This is a genomic window from Humibacillus xanthopallidus (assembly GCF_006717145.1).
Taxonomy (GTDB): domain Bacteria; phylum Actinomycetota; class Actinomycetes; order Actinomycetales; family Dermatophilaceae; genus Humibacillus; species Humibacillus xanthopallidus.
Genome location: NZ_VFQF01000003.1, coordinates 277,678 through 295,528, shown reverse-complemented (window position 1 = coordinate 295,528; position 17,851 = coordinate 277,678). Strand labels below are relative to the sequence as shown.

Genomic DNA, 17,851 nt, shown 5'->3' with positions numbered 1-17,851 from the left:
GTGCCCATGTCCGGCACCTCGCGCACCCGACGCGCCCGATCGACCGTCGCTGCCGCCCTCGGCGGTGTGCTCGTGCTCGGGCTGAGCGCCGGCTGCTCGCTCTTCGAGCAGGCGCCGGCACCCGAGGACACCGCCAAGGCGCTGGCGACCGGCCTCGCGAAGGGCGACCTGTCGGGCGTGACGTTCTCGGGGTCGACGCAGCCGGCAGCGGCGACCGCCTTCGTCGCCAAGGCCTACAAGGACCTCGGCACGCTGCGGCCCGAGGTCACGGTCACCTCGGTCAAGGCCAACGATGCCAAGGATGCCGCGACCGCGACCCTGCAGACCCGCTGGGACGTGTCCGCGGCACCCACTGACTGGACCTACACGACCACGGTGCCGATGCGCCTCGTCGACAACGTGTGGCAGGTCTCGTGGTCGCCTGCCGTCGTGGCCCCGCAGCTCACAGCCGACGAGACGCTCGCGATCAAGAGCACGTGGCCCCGCCGCGCCGACATCGTCGACGCCAACGGCGCCAAGCTGATGACCGAGCGCGAGGTCGCCGTCATCGGCATCGACAAGTCGAAGGTGTCGGGCGCCGCCGCCACCTCCTCCGCCAAGCAGCTCGCGGCCCTCGTCGGCATCGACCCCGGGCGGTATGCCGCGAAGGTGTCCTCCGCCGGCAGCAAGGCCTTCGTCGAGGCGATCACGCTGCGCTCCGACGACCCGGTGCTGGCGAAGCAGGGCGCCGCCATCGACGCCGTCAAGGGATCACTGACCGTGCCGGCGCTCAAGGTGCTCGGGCCGAGCCGCACCTTCGCCGCCCCGATCCTCGGGACCGTCGGCGAGGCCACCGCCGAGCAGGTCAAGGACTCCGGCGGAGTGCTCCAGGCCGGTGACGACGTGGGGCAGAGCGGGCTGGAGTACCGCTACGACAAGCAGCTGCGCGGCACACCCGGGCTCTCCGTGCGCGCCGTGAAGCGCGGAGCCGACGGCAGCTCCATCGACCAGCGCGAGCTCTTCGCCGAGGTCTCGACCGAGGGCCAGCCCCTCAAGATCAGCCTCGACTCCAGCGCGCAGACAGCGGCCGAGGCCGCGCTCGCCAAGCAGACCGCCCGGCCCACCGCCCTCGTCGTCGTCAAGGTGTCGACGGGCGAGGTGCTCGCCGCTGCCGTCGGCCCGGGCGCCAAGGGCTCGACGCTCGCCCTCGCCGGCAAGGCGGCGCCGGGGTCGACGTTCAAGATCGTCAGCTCGCTCGCCCTCGTGCGCAAGGGTGCGACGGCTGACACCAAGCTCCCGTGCACCGAGACGCTCACCGTCAACGGGCGCCGCTTCAGCAACTACACGACCTACCCGAAGGACAAGCTGGGCGACATCCCCATGCAGACGGCGCTCGCCTACTCCTGCAACACGGCCTTCATCAGCCAGCACGAGAAGGTCAGCCAGGACGAGCTGACGAGCGCGGCACAGTCGCTCGGCATGGGCGAGAAGCTCGACCTGCCCTTCACCGGATTCCTCGGTTCGGTGCCGGCAACCGACGACGTCGTCGAGCACGCCGCCTCCTTCATCGGCCAGGGCAAGGTCGAGGCGTCACCGCTCACGATGGCCCTCGTCGTCGCGTCCGTGATGAAGGGGCAGACCGTGCGGCCCAGCCTCGTGGCCGGGGCGCCCGCGCTGCCGGCACCCGCGATGCCGCTCGACCCCAAGGAGGCCGAGGTGCTGCGCCAGGAGATGCGCGCCGTCGTCAACGAGGGGTCCGGCACGGTGCTGAAGCCGGTCGGGGTCGAGTACGCCAAGACGGGCACGGCCGAGTTCGGCACGAAGAACCCGCCCGACACCCACACGTGGATGGTCGCCGGCAAGGGCGACATCGCGATCGCGGCCTACAACGAGGTCGGCGACAACGGCGTCACCGGGTCCGCCCCCTTCATCCTCAGCTTCCTCAAGGCCTACACCCCCAGCTGACCGATCGAGAGAGCAGTTCGTCGGCCACCTCGAGAGGCGGGTTCAAGGGGTCGTAGCAACACGTGACTCGTTGGTGCCTGAGAGTAGCTTGGCCAGGGCTTGGGCTGGGGTGTCCCAGGTCAGGGTTTTCCGGGGTCGGGCGTTGAGGGCTGCGGCGACGTCGTTGAGGTGTGCCTCGGTGTGGGTGGACAGGTCGGTGCTTTTGGGGAAGTACTGGCGCAGAAGCCCGTTGGTGTTTTCGTTCGTGCCGCGCTGCCAGGGTGAGTGGGGGTCGCAGAAGTAGATCGGCAACCCGGTGGCGAGGTGGATGTCGGTGTGGGCGCCGACCATCTCCGAGCCTTGGTCCCAGGTCAGGGACCGCCACAGGTGAGCGGGCAGGGTGGTGATCGCGTGGCTCATCGCGTCGCGGACCGCGACCGCGTCGTGGCGGCCGGGCAGGTGCAGCAGCATCGTGTAGCGGGTGGTCCGCTCGACCAGGGTGCCGATTGCCGAGCCGCTGTCGGCGCCGATGATGAGGTCTCCTTCCCAGTGCCCGGGCACGGCCCGGTCGGCGGCCTCGGCCGGGCGGTTGCTGATCAGCAGCTCGTCCGGGACCCGGGTGCGGCGCTGGCCGGGGTTGCGGTGGGGGCGCCGGACCGCGCGCCCGGTCCGCAGGCAGCTGGCCAGCTCACGGCGCAGCCCGCCGCGGCCCTGGACGTACAACGCCTGGTAGATCGTCTCGTGGCTGACCTGCATGGTCTTATCGTGCGCGTAGGTCCGGGCGAGCGTGGCGCTGATCTGTTCCGGGCTCCACCGCGACGGCCCGCCCAGCTTGTCCTGCACGTACCGGGCCAGGCGCGGGTTGCTGGCCAGCTTGCCTGGCTTCGGTCGCCGGCCGCGGGCCTCGGCCCGGGCCTGGGCGACCGAGGCCAGGTAGGGCCGAGGCGACGGGCGCGTCCCCGGCGGCGCGGACGGGGCGGGCACCGCGAACCGGGCGTTACGCACCAGCTCGCGGCTGACCGTCGAGGGCGACCGGCCCAGACGCCGGGCGATCTCGCGGACCCCGGCCTTCTCCGCGGCCCACACCGCGATCAGCTCGCGCTGCTCGAAGGACAGGTACCGCCCGGACGGCGGCTTCAGTCGTGGGTTCACCCCACCAGCCTTGCGGAACTGGCGCCACGCCGGCGTCGGGGTGATCCCGACACCGGCGGCGGCGGCCTCCACCGAGGCCCCGGCCCGGGTCAGCTCCCAGAACCGCCGCCACACCTCACGACGTACCGGGGGACGACCCTGCCGCGCTCCACTGCATCCCACCATTGACAACACCCTTCACACGGGTGTTGCGACGACCACTGGAATCCGCCAGACGACGAACTGCTCTTTCGATCGGGGTTTGGACCCGCTGGCGCCCCCCTGCAAATCGAGAGAGCAGTTCGTCGGCCATCCTCGAGACGACGAACTGCTCTTTCGATCGGGGTTTGGGGCTGCCTTGGCGCCCCCGGGAAATCGAGAGAGCAGTTCGTCGGCCATCCTCGAGACGACGAACTGCTCTTTCGATTGGTGGAGTGGGGTCAGTGGGCCTTGACGACGTCGACGTCGGCTGCCCGGACGAAGGCGAAGCGGTGGCCGAGCGAGATCTGGTAGTAGCGGTCCTGCCCGACCACGTCGACGTGGTCGTTCGGGGTGTCGAGCGAGAACGTCGTCGCGCGGTAGTAGTCCGTGGGGACGGTGAGGTCGCCGACGGCATACCGCTGACCCGGCGTGAACGCATACTGCAGCGGTGCGAGCGACTGCACGGGGATGCCGGCCGGGTAGGCCGACGCCTCGGGGTAGGCGCGACCGTAGACGGGCACCTGCGCGACCCCCGCCTTGGGCACGACGTAGGAGCCGGCCACGGGGATCGCGGTCGGGTCGCTCGCCGGGTTGTGGAACCAGCCCTTGACGCCGTTGAACCAGATGGCGGTCCAGTCACCCTTGCGCTCGGCGACGGCGAAGGTCAGGCCCGCCTGGGCGCGAGCGCCGATGTCGGACACGCGGGTCGTCGCGGGTGAGCCGTTGGGGCGCAGCGCGATGTCGTTGACGTAGGGCGCGTCCTCCGACGGGGCCTGGTGCAGGTAGACGAAGTTCGTGCCCTGCGGCTCGCACGGGACGCCAGTCGTCGTGCACGAGGTGAGCGGCTGCACGTTGCCCTCGAAGCCGGGCACGATGCGCACGAGGTCGACCGCGCCGTCGGCGGCGTGCGCGTTGAGCGGCGCGCCGAGGAGCTGGAAGTAGCGCTCCCAGTTCCAGTAGGGCCCCGGGTCCCAGTGCATCCCGGCAACGAGACCCGGAGTCACACCCGGGATCTGGTCGTGGCCGAAGATGTGCTGCATGTCGAGCGGGATGTCGTACTTGCGGGCGAGGTACTTCACGAGTCGCGCCGACGAGCGGTACATCGACTCGCTGAACCACTGCGCGCCCGTCGCCGCGAAGCCCTCGTGCTCGAGGCCGATCGAGTGGCTGTTGACGTACCAGTTGCCCGCGTGCCAACCGACGTCCTGCGGCGCGAGGTGCTGCGCGATGTGCCCGTCCGACGAGCGGAGCGAGTACTGCCACGAGAGGTAGGTCGGGTCGGTGACGAGCTTGAGGGTCGTGTCGTAGCTCGCCTCGGTGTTGTGGATGACGATGTTCGTGATCTTCGGCGACGACGGACGGCTCGCGAGGTCGTGGTTGCCGTAGTCGCCGGGGTCAGAGCCCAGCTTCTCGTAGGGCGCCGGCACCCACTCGCAGTCGAGCCCCGGCGGGCAGTCGACGGGGCCCCGGTCCTTCTTCTTCACGAGACCGAGTCTGCCGATCTGGGTCGTGTCCGGGCTCACCCGCGCCGGGAGGAGCGAGACGTCCTTGCCGTCGACGGTGCGGCGAGCCGCCCCGGAGGTGATGACCGCGAAGGTGTCGTCGGCGAAGGCCGCGGCGACGTCCTCCTGCGCGGACCCCGAGGAGTCGGCGACGGCCGCATACCACGCGCCCGGGCTCGTCGTGGCGCCCAGGGGCAGGCCGAGGGTGCGCTGCTCGGCCGCGAGTACCGCGGCGCCGCCGCGGATGTTGGCGAGCTCGTCGGTGCGCAGGGCGTCCTTGTCGAGCCCAGTGAGCGCCGCAGCGCGCGAGAGGGTGTCGGCCACCGGAGCCTCGGCGTCCGCAACCCGGGTGGTCGGGCCGCCCAGCCCCTTGGCCTCCGACGCGGACCCGAGGCTCGCGTCGACGAGGTGCATCGGACCGTAGCCACCCGACGTGCTGTGGCCGGGGTTGAAGTCCCAGCGGGTCTGCGCGTAGGAGACGGCCTCGAGCACGGGCTGCGGCACCCCGAACTCGACCGACGCTGCGGCGAAAGCCCGCTCGCGGCTGCCCGCATCGTCACCGACGGACGTCACCTGGGCCTGCGCCGACGGGCCGGCTGCCAGCGCGACGCCGCCGATGACGGCAGCAGCCGCCGCGAGCGCCGCGATCGAGCGCCGACGGGTCCGCGCCCGCGGTGGTGAGGAGAGGCTGGCGGCGGAGGCACTTGCCGACGCTCCTGGCGTTCGGTCGATCGTGTCGTGGGGTATCACTCGGTGGTCCCTTTCGTATGCCGGATGGGTGGTTCGCGTCGCGACCTGCGACCCGCTCCACCCGGTCGAGCCAACACCCACACCCCGAGGCCTGCCACTTGAGATCTTCACCGAAGTGTTGTCAGCGTTCCCGCCTGTCCCACGTGCACCATGGGGCAGATGGGCGCAAGATGGACAGCATGTGGCGCGCAAGCGTGTGCGCAGGGGTGGCCGTGAGTGCACTCCTGCTCGGGGGGTGCAGTTTCACTGCGTCCGTGAACGGGGTCGGATCGACGACCCAGAACCTGCCGTCCGACGGCGGGTCCACCAGCGACTCCTCCGGCGACTCGGCCGGTGGCGCCAACTCGGGCATCGACACGGGCAACGACATCGACCGCGCCAACGGTGACGGCGGCGTGGGCAGCGGCCCCGACGAGCCGGGCCCGAAGTTCCCGATGACCCTGCGACGCACCGGGGGCATCGCGGGCTTCGACGACCGTGTCGTCGTCGAGATCAGCGGCCGGGTCGTCGTGAACACTCGCCTCGTCCACGGCCGCACGTGCACGCTGACGAAGGTGCAGCGCCAGCAGCTGTTGGACGCCCTCACCGCTCTGCGCGCGACGCCGGTCGACTCCGGCAGCCTCACGTCCGGCGGCACGGCGACGCTACCACCCCCCGACGACACCGAGAGCGAGCCCATCACCCTGTCGGTGACCGACGACCTCGCCCGCTCCTTCGACCTCACCGACTCCTCGCTCGGCGGGGTCGCCGAGCTCATCGGCGCCGTCGTCACCGACGTGACGCTCACGACCCCGGCCAGCGCGACCTGCACGACGCCGACGGCCACGGCGACGGGCGTCACCGCAGCGGGCTGACCCCCGGACCAGTCCCGGGCCGCGTGCCCGCTGAGCCTGGTGTGCCCGCTGAGCCCGCCACGACGGCAACGGCCGGTATGCCGCCAAGGGAGCGAGCGGCATACCGGCCGTCAGTCTGTGGTGCAGTCCGTGCCCTGCGTGACGCAGGTGGAGCGGGTGACGCGACCGGTCAGAAGCTGGTCGCGACGTCGTCGAAGACGAAGCTCGTCTGGAGCGACGAGTCCTCGGTGGCGGCGAACTTCAGCGTGACGTTCGTGCCCTTGTAGGCGGTGAGGTCGACGCTGACCTGGACGTAGGACGACTTGGGCGTCGAGAGGTTGGAGTAGCTCTTCACCGTCGTGCCGTTGAGCGAGACGGTCGCCTTGTCGTAGGCCGACGAGGTCGTCGTCTCGGACGTGTCGATGCGGACCCAGTAGGTGAGGGTCGGCGACGAGGCCGTCGACGGCACCGCGAAGGTCTGCGACTCGTTCTCGGAGGCCGTCGTGCCGTTGCCGCCGAGCCAGAGCTTCCACGAACCGCTGTGGGCCGGGCGGCCCGTGTTGTTCGTGATCGGGCCCGACGTCCCGGTCCAGCCGGTCTGACCCGACTCGAAGCCACCGTTGGTCAGCGACCCGCCGGTGGGCGGCGGGGTCGTGCCGCCGCACGTCTCGGTGCTCGCGGGCGCCGAGATCGCCGCCATCGCGGAGTCGACCGCGGTGCACTCGGCCGAGCCGGCGCCGTAGAGGTCCTTCGCCGCCTTGATGACGCCGGTGCGGGCCGAGGCGTAGGTGCTCGACGAGGTGAGGTAGGTCGAGAGCGTGCGGTACCAGATCTTCTCGACCTTGGCGTGGGTGATGCCGGTCACCGTCGCGCCGTTGCACGTCGGGCTGTTGTAGCTGACGCCGTTGATCGTCTTGGCGCCCGAGCCCTCCGAGGCGAGGTAGTACCAGTGGTTGAGCGGGCCGCTCGAGTAGTGCGGGTCGAGGCCGCCGAGGCTGGAGCTCCAGCAGTCCTTCGACGCGCCGTCCTTGCTCGGCTTGTCCATGTAGCGCAGCGGGGTCCCGTTGCCGTTGAGGTTGATCTCCTCACCGATGAGGTAGTCCGGCGTGTCACTGGGGTTGTTGGCGTACCACTCGACGGCCGTGCCAAAGATGTCGGACGTCGCCTCGTTGAGGCCGCCCGCGTCGCCGGAGTAGTTGAGGCCGGCGGTGTTCTCGGTGACGCCGTGGCTCATCTCGTGGCCGGCGACGTCGAGCTCGACGAGCGGGGCGGCGTTGCTCGCGCCGTCGCCGTAGGTCATCTGGGTGCCGTCCCAGAAGGCGTTGACGTAGTTCTGGCCGTAGTGGACGCGGCTGCGGGCACCGGTGCCGTTGTTCCAGATGCCGGCGCGGCCGAGCTGGGTGTTGTAGTAGTCGTAGGTCTTGCCGGCGCCGTAGTGAGCGTCGACCGCGGCCGACTGGCGGCTGCTCTGCGAGCCGTTGCCCCAGACGTCGTCGGCGTCGGTGAAGGTCGTCCCCGTGCCGGAGGTGGCCTGGTTGAGGTCGGTCGCATAGTTCCCGTGCGTGTCCTTCATCGTGTAGGCGCCGCTGCTGCCCGAGGTCGCGAGCGACACGGTGCCGACGAAGATGCCGTTGCCGGTGCCCTCCTTGATGTCGTCCCAGCTCGTCAGCGTCTTGCCGGTCACCGCGTCGACGATCGTGTGCAGGCGGGTCGGCGTCTGGTCGGCCTTGATGCCCTCGGTGACGACCTCGTAGGCGAGCGTCGGCGCCTTGGCGCCCTGGTAGACGACGAGCTCACCGGCGGTGGACTTCTCGTTGTTGGCCTTGGCTGCCGCGAGGCCGGCCTGCTGGGCCGTGCTCTTGGAGATCTTCGGCGTCGTCGTGGCCGGGGTGACGCTCTTGCGGACGTTCCACGTCACGCTCTTGACGGCACCGGAGGCGTCGCGGTGCGACACGAAGTCGCCCCCGACGACGCGCAGGCCGTCGATGGTGCGCTCGTAGCGCACGTGCGTCGCACCACTTGGGTCGGTGATGACGGACTTCACGGTCAGCTGCTCGCCGGAGGCGAGGCCGAGCGCCTTGGCCGAGCTCGCCGCCTTGGACTGCTCGACGGTCTTGAGGCTCTGTGACTCCGGCGCCGGGCCCTTGCCGCCCGACGCCGCGGAGGCCGCGCCCGCCGGGATCGCCGGCGAGATGGCCAGCGCAAGGGCCAGCAGGCCCCCGGTCGCGAGCCCAGACTTCAATCGCTTCACTGATTGCTCCTGTCGACATGCGGCATCCGCCGCTGGTGGAGTCCGCCGTCTCAGGTGATGAGACTCACGATGGGGACGGCTGACAGTCGCAGGAGCCCGAAATGTCGGTCAACGTCCCTTACCAACTCTTTGCCAAATGCGGGCCGAACTCGGAGTAGCACTTGGGCACAGGGAGATTCGCGGTTGGGGCTGACTTGGTCGATCTCCCAGCCTTCAGGTGGGTGATCCCTCCGCGCCATCCCGGCGGCGTGCCTCCTCGAGGTCCGACGGGGTGTCGACGTCGTCGGCGACGCCGTCGAGGTCGGCGACCTCGCGCGGTCGCAGGCCTGCCGCGAGGTCGCGCATGCTGCGCCCCGACGGGTCCTCGAGGCGGTCGAGCGCGGCGGCCAGCGCGGCGCGTGGCCAGGCCGAGCAGAGCCAGTTCCGGCGTCCGGCCGCGTCGACCGTGACGGCGCCGGCCGCCGGCTGGTCGCAGGTGGCCGCGCTCACGAGCCGGTCGAGGTGAGCCGCGCTGACGAAGGGCAGGTCGGCCGCGAGCACGACGACGACCTCGGTCTCCGCGGGCAGCTGCCGCACGCCCGCGGCGATCGCGGCCACGGGTCCTCCCCCGGGCGGGTCCTCCACGAGCCGGGGTATGCCGTCCGGCACGTCGTCAGCCCGCCCGACGACGAGCACGGGGCGGGGTCGCGCAGCCTCGAGCACGCGCACCACCATGGGGAGGCCACCGACCTCGAGCGACGGCTTGTGGCTGCCCATGCGTCGCGAAGCGCCACCGGTGAGCACGAGGACGCTCACGGCATACGGCAGGACGGGTGGGCTCGGCTCCACGAGGGGAGTCTGGCACGCTGGCCCCATGGGACGAGTGACGGTGCGGCGGAAGGTCACGACGATCGACGTCAGGACCGCTGCGACGGCGACCCGCCCCGACACGCTCACCGTGGAGGAGCCGCTCGAGCTGCGCGTGGGCGGCAGCCCGCTGACCGTCACGATGCGCACGCCGGGGCACGACATCGAGCTCGTCCACGGCTTCCTGCTGACCGAGGGCCTCATCCGGTCGGCCGACGACATCGCGCTCGCGCGCTACTGCGAGGGCGCCGTCGTCTCCGGTGAGAGCGGCTTCGACGAGAACACCTACAACGTCATCGACGTGACCCTCGCAGCGGGCGTCACTCCACCCGACGCGTCGGCGACGCGGGCCTTCTTCACGAACTCCTCCTGCGGCGTGTGCGGCAAGGCGAGCATCGAGCAGCTGCGCGCACAGTCGGCCTTCGACGTGCGGGCCGACGCGACGGAGTTCGCCGCCAAGGTCGTGGTCTCGCTGCCGGACGCGCTGCGGGCCGAGCAGCGGTCCTTCGACAAGACGGGCGGGCTGCACGCGGCGGGCCTCTTCAGCGCCGACGGCGAGCTGCTCGTCGTGCGCGAGGACGTCGGGCGCCACAACGCCGTCGACAAGGTCGTCGGCTGGGCGCTGCAGAACGGCCGGGTGCCTGGCGTCGGGTGCGTGCTCGTCGTCTCGGGCCGGGCGTCCTTCGAGCTGACCCAGAAGGCCATCATGGCCGGAATCCCCTGTCTGGCAGCCGTTTCGGCGCCCTCGTCACTCGCCGTCGAGTGCGCCGAGGATGCCGGGATGACCCTGCTGGGTTTTGTGCGAGGCACCCGCCTCAACGTCTATGCCGGCGCGCACCGCGTCACGACCACCTGACCGGAAGGACCACCGTGGCCATCTTCGCGATCCACTACACCTACCCCGACGACAACTCGGAGATGCTGACGATCCGGCCCGAGCACCGCGAGTGGCTCATGGGGCTGCCCGGCTTGCTCGTCGGTGGGATGTACCAGGAAGGCATCGACGAGCTCAGCGAGGGTGAGCCGACCGACCAGGAGCCGCGCAACGCGGCGCTCATCATCGTGTCGGGCGAGTCCGTCGCCGACGTGACCGAGACCTTCGACCAGGACCCCTACTGGCAGGGCGGCTACGTGCTGCGCCGTGTCGTGCGCCGCTGGGACCCGCCGCTCGGCCCGTGGGTCGCCGACGAGACCCAGTCGCCCGGCTGAGCGGCACACCTGACGGCCAGCCGCACACCTCGAGATCAGCGACCCCTCGGAGACGGTGCGCGGCTGACCCGGAGGTGTGAGGACTGCTTCGGTTCAGAGCTGCTGGGCCAGGCCCACGACGTGACCCTGGGGGTCGGCTATCAGGGCGAACGCGACACCCGGGACGGTGACCGGCTCCTGCACGACCCGCCCGCCGAGCCGGACCGTGTTGGCGATGGACTCGGCCATGTCGTCGACGCCGACGAAGAACGTGACGAGGTCGCTGTCGCCCTGGAGAGGGCTGATGGCGGTGTACAGCGCGCCCGGCACGCCCGTCTCGACGAAGGTGTAGCCCGGAAGGGCGCCCTCGGTGGGGTAGGTCCAGCCGAACAGGTCGCCGAAGAAGGCGCGCGTCGCGTCGGGGTCGCTGGAGCGAATCTCGGCGTGGACGATGGGGTGACTCATGATGACCTCCGTTGCTTCGCGATCGCCGGCCGGTGACCGCACACCTCCATGACGAACGGGCGGGCTCAAAATCGACACACGTGCAGGTCGAGGTGACGCGACGGGCGCGCTCGACGGCACTCGACGGCATACGCCAACGGGTCGCGCGGTGACGGAAGCAGGGTGCTCGCCTGGTGGAGCTGAGCCGACGGACCGCCACGAGGCGTCGCACGACACCGGACTGAGGCGTGCCGACGCCACTGCGCACCCGCTCGTGGCGGTCCGTCGGCACGCAGCCCGGGCGACCGCGAGGGTCAGCGCTGGGTGACCTGACCGCCCTCGACGTGCCAGCGCTCGTCGAGGCGGACGTTCTCGAGCAGACGGCGGTCGTGCGAGACGAGCAGCAGCGCACCGTCGTAGGAGTCGAGCGCCTGCTCGAGCTGCTCGATGGCCGGCAGGTCGAGGTGGTTGGTCGGCTCGTCGAGCACGAGCAGGTTGACGCCCCGCGCCTGCAGCAGAGCCATCGCCGCGCGCGTGCGCTCACCGGGTGACAGCCGCCCGACGGCACTGCCGACCTGGTCGGCCTTGAGGCCGAACTTGGCGAGCAGGGTCCGACGATCGGCCGGAGCGAGGTCGGGCACCGCCTCGCCGAAGGCATCGCCGAGGGGCAGGTCCTCGCGCAACCCGGTGCGCGCCTGGTCGATCTCGCCGACGGCGACGCTGGCGCCGAGCGACGCGCTGCCCTCGTCCGGGTCCTGCCGCCCGAGGAGCAGCGACAGGAGCGTCGTCTTGCCGGCGCCGTTCGGCCCGGTGATGCCGATCCGCCGACGCGCCTCGACCTGCAGCGACACCGGGCCGAATGTCCAGTCCCCGCGCCGCACGACCGCCTCGTTGAGGGTCGCGACGACCGAGCTCGACCGTGGCGCAGCCCCGATCGAGAACTGCAGCACCCACTCCTTGCGCGGCTCGGCGACCTCGTCGAGCCGGGCGATGCGCGACTCCATCTGCCGCACCTTGCGCGCCTGCTTCTCGGCCGAGTCGATGCTCGCGGCGCGACGGATCTTGTCGTTGTCAGGGCTCTTCTTCATCGCGTTGCGCACGCCCTTGGACGACCACTCCCGCTGCGTGCGCGCCCGCGCCTCGAGGTCGGACTTGGTGCCGGCATACGCCTCGTAGGCCTCGCGTGCGTGCCGCCGGGCAACCTCGCGCTCCTCGAGGTAGGACTCGTAGCCGCCGTCGTGCACCGACACGGCGTTCTGGGCGAGGTCGAGCTCGACGATGCGGGTCACGCAGCGGGCGAGGAACTCCCGGTCGTGCGACACGAGCACCACACCGCCGCGCTGGCCGTGCACGAACGTCTCGAGCCGGTCGAGACCGGCGAGGTCGAGGTCGTTGGTCGGCTCGTCGAGCAGCACGAGGTCGAAGCGGCTGAGCAGCAGGGCCGCCAGCGCGGCCCGCGCCGCCTGGCCTCCCGAGAGCGAGGTCATGAGCGCGTCGGAGCCGACGTCGAGGCCGAGCTCCGCGAGCATGGGCGGGATGCGGTCGTCGAGGTCGGGCGCACCGCTCGCGAGCCAGTGGTCGAGCGCCACGGCATACGTCTCGTCGGCCTGCGGGTCGTCGCCGCCGAGCGCGGCGGCCGCCTCCTCCATGGCGAGCATCGCCGCGGTTGCTCCCGTGCGCCGCCCGATGTGGTCGGCCACCGTCTCGCCGGGCACGCGCTCGTGCTCCTGTGGCAGCCACCCGATGAAGGCGTCGGTGGGCGCGGTCGTCACCGTGCCGGCGAGCGGCTGGTCCACCCCGGCGAGCAGCCGCAGCAGGGTCGACTTGCCCGCCCCGTTGGCGCCGACGACCCCCACGACGTCACCCGGGGCGACGGTGAGGTCGAGGTGCTCGAAGAGAGTCCGGTGGGCGTGGCCCCCGGCGAGGTCCTTGGCCACGAGGGTCGCGCTCACAGGGCCAGCCTAGGTGCGCGGGCGGGCGCCCTCTGACACGCTCTCGGCCACGTTCCCTGCCACGGTCACAGCAGGTGCACGGTGACGACGTCGCCCTCGATGAGCTGGTCAATGCCCTCGGGCACCTCGATGAGGCAGTTCGCGGCGGCGAGCGCCGTCAGATGCCGCGCATCGGGCGCGGTGACGGTGCCGTCGTCGTGCAGCACGCTCGTGACGAACTGGACGCGTGCCGCTCGCGTGCGCCTCGGCTTGCCGCGGTATGCCGCCTGGCTGGGTCGCGCCGGCGGCGCGCCGTGGCGCCGGTCGAGTCCCGGCCGGACGAGGACCTCGAAGGCGACGAAGGCACCGACCGGGGTGCCGGGCAGGCAGACCACCGGGGTCGAGCCGTAGCGGCCGAGACCCTGGGGGCCGCCCGGCTGCATCGCGAGGTGGACGAAGTCGAAGGCCGGCAGCGGCTCGCAGACCTGGCGGACGACCTCGAAGGCACCGGCGCTGACGCCTCCCGTCGTGACGACGAGGTCGATGTCGGGGTCGAGGTCGAGCGCGTCGAGCAGGACACGCAGCTCGGAGGGCTCATCGGAGCAGACCTCGGCGCGGCGGACGTCGCACCCGGCTGCCTCCGCGAGGGCGGCGACCATGTCGGAGTTGGACTCGTGGATGCCCCCGTCGCCCGGGTCGGCATCGGGGGGCGCCAGCTCGGCTCCGGTGGCGATGACCGCGACCCGTGTGGGCACGTGGACCTCCGCGGTCGTGCAGCCGGCGGAGCGGCCGAGGGCGATGATGGCCGGCGTGGCCGCGGATCCCCTTGCGGCAAGGACCGATCCGGCCCTTACGTCCTCACCGCGAGGACGCACGTGCTGCCCGGGGGTCGGGTCGGCGTCGATGGTGACCCGTTCGGGGGCAGGCCCGGTCGGGCTCGCGTCGGTGCGCTCCACCGGGACCACGGCGACCGTGCCCTCGGGCACCCGCGCGCCGGTCATCACCCGGGCGGCCTCGCCGGGGGCCAGCACGAAGTCCGGGGCCGACCCTGCAGGCACGTCCCCGACCACGGGATAGGCGCGCTGGTCCGGCGAGCCCGGGCACACGGCATACCCGTCCATGGCGCTGTTGTCGAAGCGCGGCAGGTCATCGGCCGCGACGAGATCGGCGGCGAGGCGGCGCCCCGCGGCGTGGCGGTCGAGCGCGACACGCTCCGTCGTCCCGTCACCCAGCAGGTCGGCGATCGCGGCTCGGTGGTCGGCGACGGACCGGTGTCCAGCAGCTGCGCTCACGATCGCCAGTGTGCCGCACCAGCGGCCGAGCGTCCCCACCGACCGGCGCTCGAGCCATCCTCCAACCCCGTCCCCCCGAGCCGGTCCCCCGAGCCGGTCCCCCGAGCCGGTCCCCCGAGCCGGTCTCCCCGAGCCGACGGAGCTGAGTGCCGCGGCCCCCGAGCGCCGCGGCCCCCCGAGCTCAGTCCTGGGGCGTCTCGCACGACCCCTTGTCGAAGGTGAAGCTCGCTCCGTCGACGGAGAAGTGCGACACCGCCTGGACCTTCGCGTAGACGCCGCCGGCGGCGTCGTGGATGACGAAGTGCTCCGTGTCGGTGAAGAGGATCGGCTCCTCCTCACTGAGCGCCTTGCCGCCGAACCACTGCGCCCCCGAGATGGAGTACGTGTTGCCGGCCGCGTCGCTGAGCACGACGTCCTTCGGCGTCACCGTCGCGGTGATGTGGAAGATCCCTTGGCCGTCGACGCTGTCGTGCTGAACCATCGAGATCATCCCGGAGTCGATCGTGAGATCGCCTCCGGCGCACGTGAACACCTGGCCGGTGACGTCCTGCGTCTGGTGGATGGTCTCGTTCATCGGCTGCGCGGCCGATGCCCCTCCTGCTGCGAGACCCATCAGCCCCAACGCGACGACGCCGGTCATGACTGCTCGTCCTGCTCCTACCCTCATCGTTCTCCCCTTGCTGTACTTCTCGGCGAGGCCCCCGTTCCTCGGGCCGAGCCTCGTGCCCGACCAACCTGTGGGAGGGGCGAAGGGCGGACGGAATACCGCAAACGCAGCATTCCCAGCCAACTCCAAGCCCGCGGCGTCTTGTCTGACAGAAGCCTGAGCGGCCGCCCAGTAGCGTGAGCGCATGGCCACCGATGACGGCTTCCGCCTCGACGGGATGCTGCTCGGCGTCGCGAGTGCAGCGACCCAGATCGAGGGCGGCGAGGTCGAGAGCAACTGGAGCGACTGGGCGAGCCGGCCCGGCACCATCGCCGACGGCTCCACCCCGGCACGCGCCACCGACCACTGGCGGCGATGGCGGGAGGACACCGCGCTGATGGCCTCGCTCGGCGTCCAGGTCTATCGCCTGAGCGTCGAGTGGGCGCGGCTCGAGCCCCGGCCCGGGCTGTGGGACGACGCAGCCTTCGAGCGCTATCGCGCAGAGCTGGAACTGTTGGGCGACAAGGGAATCCGGCCCCTCGTCACGCTGCACCACTTCAGCCACCCGCTGTGGTTCGAGCGCGACGGAGGCTGGCTCGCGCCTGGCGCCCTCTGGGTCTGGGAGCGTTTCGTCGCCGAGGTCGTCGCGCGACTCGGCGACCTCGTGTCGGAGTGGGTGACGATCAACGAGCCCAACGTCTACGTCACCGGTGCGCACGTCTTCGGTGACTTCCCGCCCGGCCACCGCAGCCTGACCGAGGGCATGCGCGTCTACGGGGTCCTGGCCGCCGCGCACCTGCGCGCCTATGCCCTCATCCACTCGCTCCAGCCCGGGCCAGGCACGATGGTCGGGGTCGCGCACCACCTGCGGCCGTTCCGGCCGGGCAACCCACGCAACCCCTGGCACCGCGCGCTGACGCCGGCCATGCGCCACCTCTTTCAGGGCGCCATCGTGCGGGCCATGACGACAGGGGAGTTCACGTTCCCGCTGCGCCGGCCACCCGGCATACCAGCGCTGCCAGCGGGCTCGGGCGACGGGCGCGCCCCGTACGCCGACTTCTTCGGGCTCAACTACTACTCGCGCACGACGGTGACGCGCTTCGACGACGGCACCCCTCCCGGCGTCCCCGTCAACGACCTCGGGTGGGAGGTGTATGCCGCCGGGCTCGGTGAGACGGCCCGCTGGGCCTGGGAGACCTACCGCCTGCCCGTCTGGGTGACCGAGAACGGCACGTGCGATGCCGCCGACGCGTTCCGGTCACGCTACCTCTGGGAGCACCTCTCGGTGCTGAGCGAGGTTCGGGCACAAGGGGTTCCGGTCGAGCGCTACTACCACTGGTGCTTCGTCGACAACTGGGAGTGGAACGAGGGCGAGGGGCCCCGCTTCGGCCTCGTGGCACTCGACTACGAGACGCAGGAGCGCGCCGTGCGTGACTCCGGCCGCTTCTTTGCCGAGGTCATCCGCGCTGGGGGTGGCACGCCGGAGCTGCACGCCAAATACGTTGCAGGGCAGGAGTATCCGATCAGCGATGCACCGGCCCACCCGCGCTGAGACCACCCGTGTCTTGCGACAACCACACAGACCGAGCTGACCGGCGTACCGTCGAAGGATCGGACGCTCCGAGGAGGTCGGGATGCGACTCAACCATCTGTGCGATGCCCACTGGACCTACGAGCTGCTCCAGGAGGTCGCAGCCGGGTCCGGGCGCGACGGCCGGATCTACGGGCAGGGCACGGGCACGCTGACCGGACGCCTGTCGGGCTCGGCGACGTGGTCGAACTTCCCGCGCATCCGGGAGGGCTACGCGTCACCGGACGCCCGCGGCGTCATCGCGGTCGACGGCGGGGTCGTCCTCTTCACCCTGACCGGTCTCTCGTCGCTGGCCGACGGGCGCGGCGTCCACGTGCTCACCTTCCAGACGGACGCGGCCTCGCACCTCTGGCTCAACGACGTCATCGCCGTCGGTGAGGGCAGCATCGACGTGGAGGAGCACCGGCTCGCGATGCGGTACTACGAGTGCGAGGTCGAGCTGCCCCTGGCCGACCTCCCCGACCTCAGGCGCGGGGATCGGTGAACGCCACCGGCTTGCCGCTGGCCTGAGGGTGAGCGTGGCACGCGCCGCCGCCAGGCTCACCAGTTCCGACAGCACACTTCCTAGCAGGGGCCCGCGAGATCGGACGGCCGGATCGTCACGGGGAAGGGCCTGCTCGCCTCGAACACGTCGTCGCCGGCCACGCTCGCGACCTCGACGAACCGGCCGTCGTGGAGCTCCCACGCGACGAGCGTCAGCGCCGTCGGGTCGACGCACCAGTAGGCGCCGCAGCCCGCCTCCTCCAGCCGGTCGCGCTTGAGCGTCAGATCGACGCGGCGCGTGCTCGGCGAGAGCACCTCGACGGCGAGCAGCGGAGCCACAGGCAGCTCCCTGGCCGTGAAGTCGACCCGCCGCGCCACGATGAGGTCGGGCTGCAGCTCGGTGTCGTCGGCCAAGGCCACCGCGAAGGGCGCGAAGAGCACGACCAGCTCGCGCGGGCACGCCGCTCTGAGGCGGTCGTTCAGCTCGGCGAGCACGTTCTGGTGCTGGAACCCAGGAGCCGGAGTCACGATGAGGACGCCGTCGATGAGCTCGTAGCGGTGCCCGTCATCAGGCATCGACGCGAGGTCGGCGCGGGTGAGCGGCCGTGAGCGCGGCAGCGTCGTCATGAGCCCCATCGTGCCTCCTCCCTCTCACGCAGACCAGTCTGTCGACGGGGCCGGGTTGCGCGGTCTGCACACCCAGACCCGTCGGGCCGCGCACCGAGCTGACGCCACTTGAGTCTCTCGATCGCGCCAAGCGCCCGCACCGAGGGCTCGGGATTGGAGCCATCCCGCGACGCTTGTGCAGGACCCATATGCGTAGGGTTGCGATCCGGCGA

Annotated in this window: 15 protein-coding genes; 6 read left to right on the top strand and 9 right to left on the bottom strand. The window is 71.3% G+C overall.

What is annotated here, in order from left to right; translation table 11 throughout:
* Positions 1-6: 6 nt before the first annotated feature.
* Positions 7-1,944: a penicillin-binding transpeptidase domain-containing protein gene (locus FHX52_RS19350; protein ID WP_246070278.1), complete on the top strand. Its 1,938-nt coding sequence runs from the start codon at positions 7-9 to the stop codon at positions 1,942-1,944.
* A 42-nt stretch (positions 1,945-1,986) separates the two neighbouring features.
* On the opposite strand, the gene FHX52_RS19345 is transcribed toward FHX52_RS19350, so the two are convergent.
* A complete protein-coding gene (locus FHX52_RS19345; protein ID WP_221630664.1) occupies positions 1,987-3,240 on the bottom strand; it encodes an IS30 family transposase in 1,254 nt (417 codons plus the stop codon).
* A gap of 254 nt (positions 3,241-3,494) precedes the next feature.
* On the bottom strand, positions 3,495-5,507 hold the full coding sequence (locus FHX52_RS19340; protein WP_246070277.1) for an N-acetylmuramoyl-L-alanine amidase: 2,013 nt from the start codon (positions 5,505-5,507) through the stop codon (positions 3,495-3,497).
* Between the two features lie 254 nt (positions 5,508-5,761).
* Here FHX52_RS19340 and FHX52_RS19335 point away from each other — a divergent pair, with 254 nt between their 5' ends.
* Positions 5,762-6,361: a hypothetical protein gene (locus FHX52_RS19335; RefSeq protein ID WP_141824012.1), complete on the top strand. Its 600-nt coding sequence runs from the start codon at positions 5,762-5,764 to the stop codon at positions 6,359-6,361.
* 169 nt (positions 6,362-6,530) lie between these two features.
* Here FHX52_RS19335 and FHX52_RS19330 read toward each other — a convergent pair whose 3' ends face one another.
* Both FHX52_RS19330 and mobA read right to left on the bottom strand, forming a co-directional pair.
* The gene (locus FHX52_RS19330; protein ID WP_141824011.1) at positions 6,531-8,591 is read right to left on the bottom strand and encodes a M4 family metallopeptidase; all 2,061 of its coding nucleotides are present in this window, start codon (positions 8,589-8,591) and stop codon (positions 6,531-6,533) included.
* A 213-nt stretch (positions 8,592-8,804) separates the two neighbouring features.
* On the bottom strand, positions 8,805-9,419 hold the full coding sequence (gene mobA / locus FHX52_RS19325) for a molybdenum cofactor guanylyltransferase (protein ID WP_185747394.1): 615 nt from the start codon (positions 9,417-9,419) through the stop codon (positions 8,805-8,807).
* 25 nt (positions 9,420-9,444) lie between these two features.
* Between mobA and fdhD the strand changes: the two genes are divergently transcribed.
* Both fdhD and FHX52_RS19315 read left to right on the top strand, forming a co-directional pair.
* Positions 9,445-10,293 carry a formate dehydrogenase accessory sulfurtransferase FdhD gene (gene fdhD / locus FHX52_RS19320; RefSeq protein WP_141824009.1) on the top strand — a complete coding sequence of 283 codons (849 nt, stop codon included), beginning with the start codon at positions 9,445-9,447 and terminating at the stop codon, positions 10,291-10,293.
* A 14-nt stretch (positions 10,294-10,307) separates the two neighbouring features.
* Entirely contained in the window at positions 10,308-10,646 is a 339-nt protein-coding gene (locus tag FHX52_RS19315) for a YciI family protein (protein ID WP_141824008.1), read from the top strand.
* A gap of 93 nt (positions 10,647-10,739) precedes the next feature.
* On the opposite strand, the gene FHX52_RS19310 is transcribed toward FHX52_RS19315, so the two are convergent.
* The 4 genes from FHX52_RS19310 to FHX52_RS19295 form a co-directional block, all read right to left on the bottom strand.
* The gene (locus FHX52_RS19310) at positions 10,740-11,090 is read right to left on the bottom strand and encodes a VOC family protein (RefSeq protein WP_141824007.1); all 351 of its coding nucleotides are present in this window, start codon (positions 11,088-11,090) and stop codon (positions 10,740-10,742) included.
* A gap of 293 nt (positions 11,091-11,383) precedes the next feature.
* The gene (locus FHX52_RS19305; RefSeq protein ID WP_141824006.1) at positions 11,384-13,021 is read right to left on the bottom strand and encodes an ABC-F family ATP-binding cassette domain-containing protein; all 1,638 of its coding nucleotides are present in this window, start codon (positions 13,019-13,021) and stop codon (positions 11,384-11,386) included.
* Between the two features lie 65 nt (positions 13,022-13,086).
* Positions 13,087-14,292 carry a molybdopterin molybdotransferase MoeA gene (locus FHX52_RS19300; protein WP_141824005.1) on the bottom strand — a complete coding sequence of 402 codons (1,206 nt, stop codon included), beginning with the start codon at positions 14,290-14,292 and terminating at the stop codon, positions 13,087-13,089.
* A gap of 181 nt (positions 14,293-14,473) precedes the next feature.
* Positions 14,474-14,932: a hypothetical protein gene (locus FHX52_RS19295; RefSeq protein ID WP_141824004.1), complete on the bottom strand. Its 459-nt coding sequence runs from the start codon at positions 14,930-14,932 to the stop codon at positions 14,474-14,476.
* Between the two features lie 211 nt (positions 14,933-15,143).
* Between FHX52_RS19295 and FHX52_RS19290 the strand changes: the two genes are divergently transcribed.
* The gene (locus FHX52_RS19290) at positions 15,144-16,490 is read left to right on the top strand and encodes a glycoside hydrolase family 1 protein (protein ID WP_141824003.1); all 1,347 of its coding nucleotides are present in this window, start codon (positions 15,144-15,146) and stop codon (positions 16,488-16,490) included.
* Positions 16,491-16,572: 82 nt separating this feature from the next.
* Positions 16,573-17,013, top strand: coding sequence for a DUF3237 domain-containing protein (locus FHX52_RS19285; protein WP_141824002.1), 441 nt, complete (start codon positions 16,573-16,575; stop codon positions 17,011-17,013).
* 80 nt (positions 17,014-17,093) lie between these two features.
* Here the strand turns inward: FHX52_RS19285 and FHX52_RS19280 are convergent, their stop codons facing one another.
* The gene (locus FHX52_RS19280; RefSeq protein WP_246070276.1) at positions 17,094-17,639 is read right to left on the bottom strand and encodes a Uma2 family endonuclease; all 546 of its coding nucleotides are present in this window, start codon (positions 17,637-17,639) and stop codon (positions 17,094-17,096) included.
* Positions 17,640-17,851: the final 212 nt, after the last annotated feature.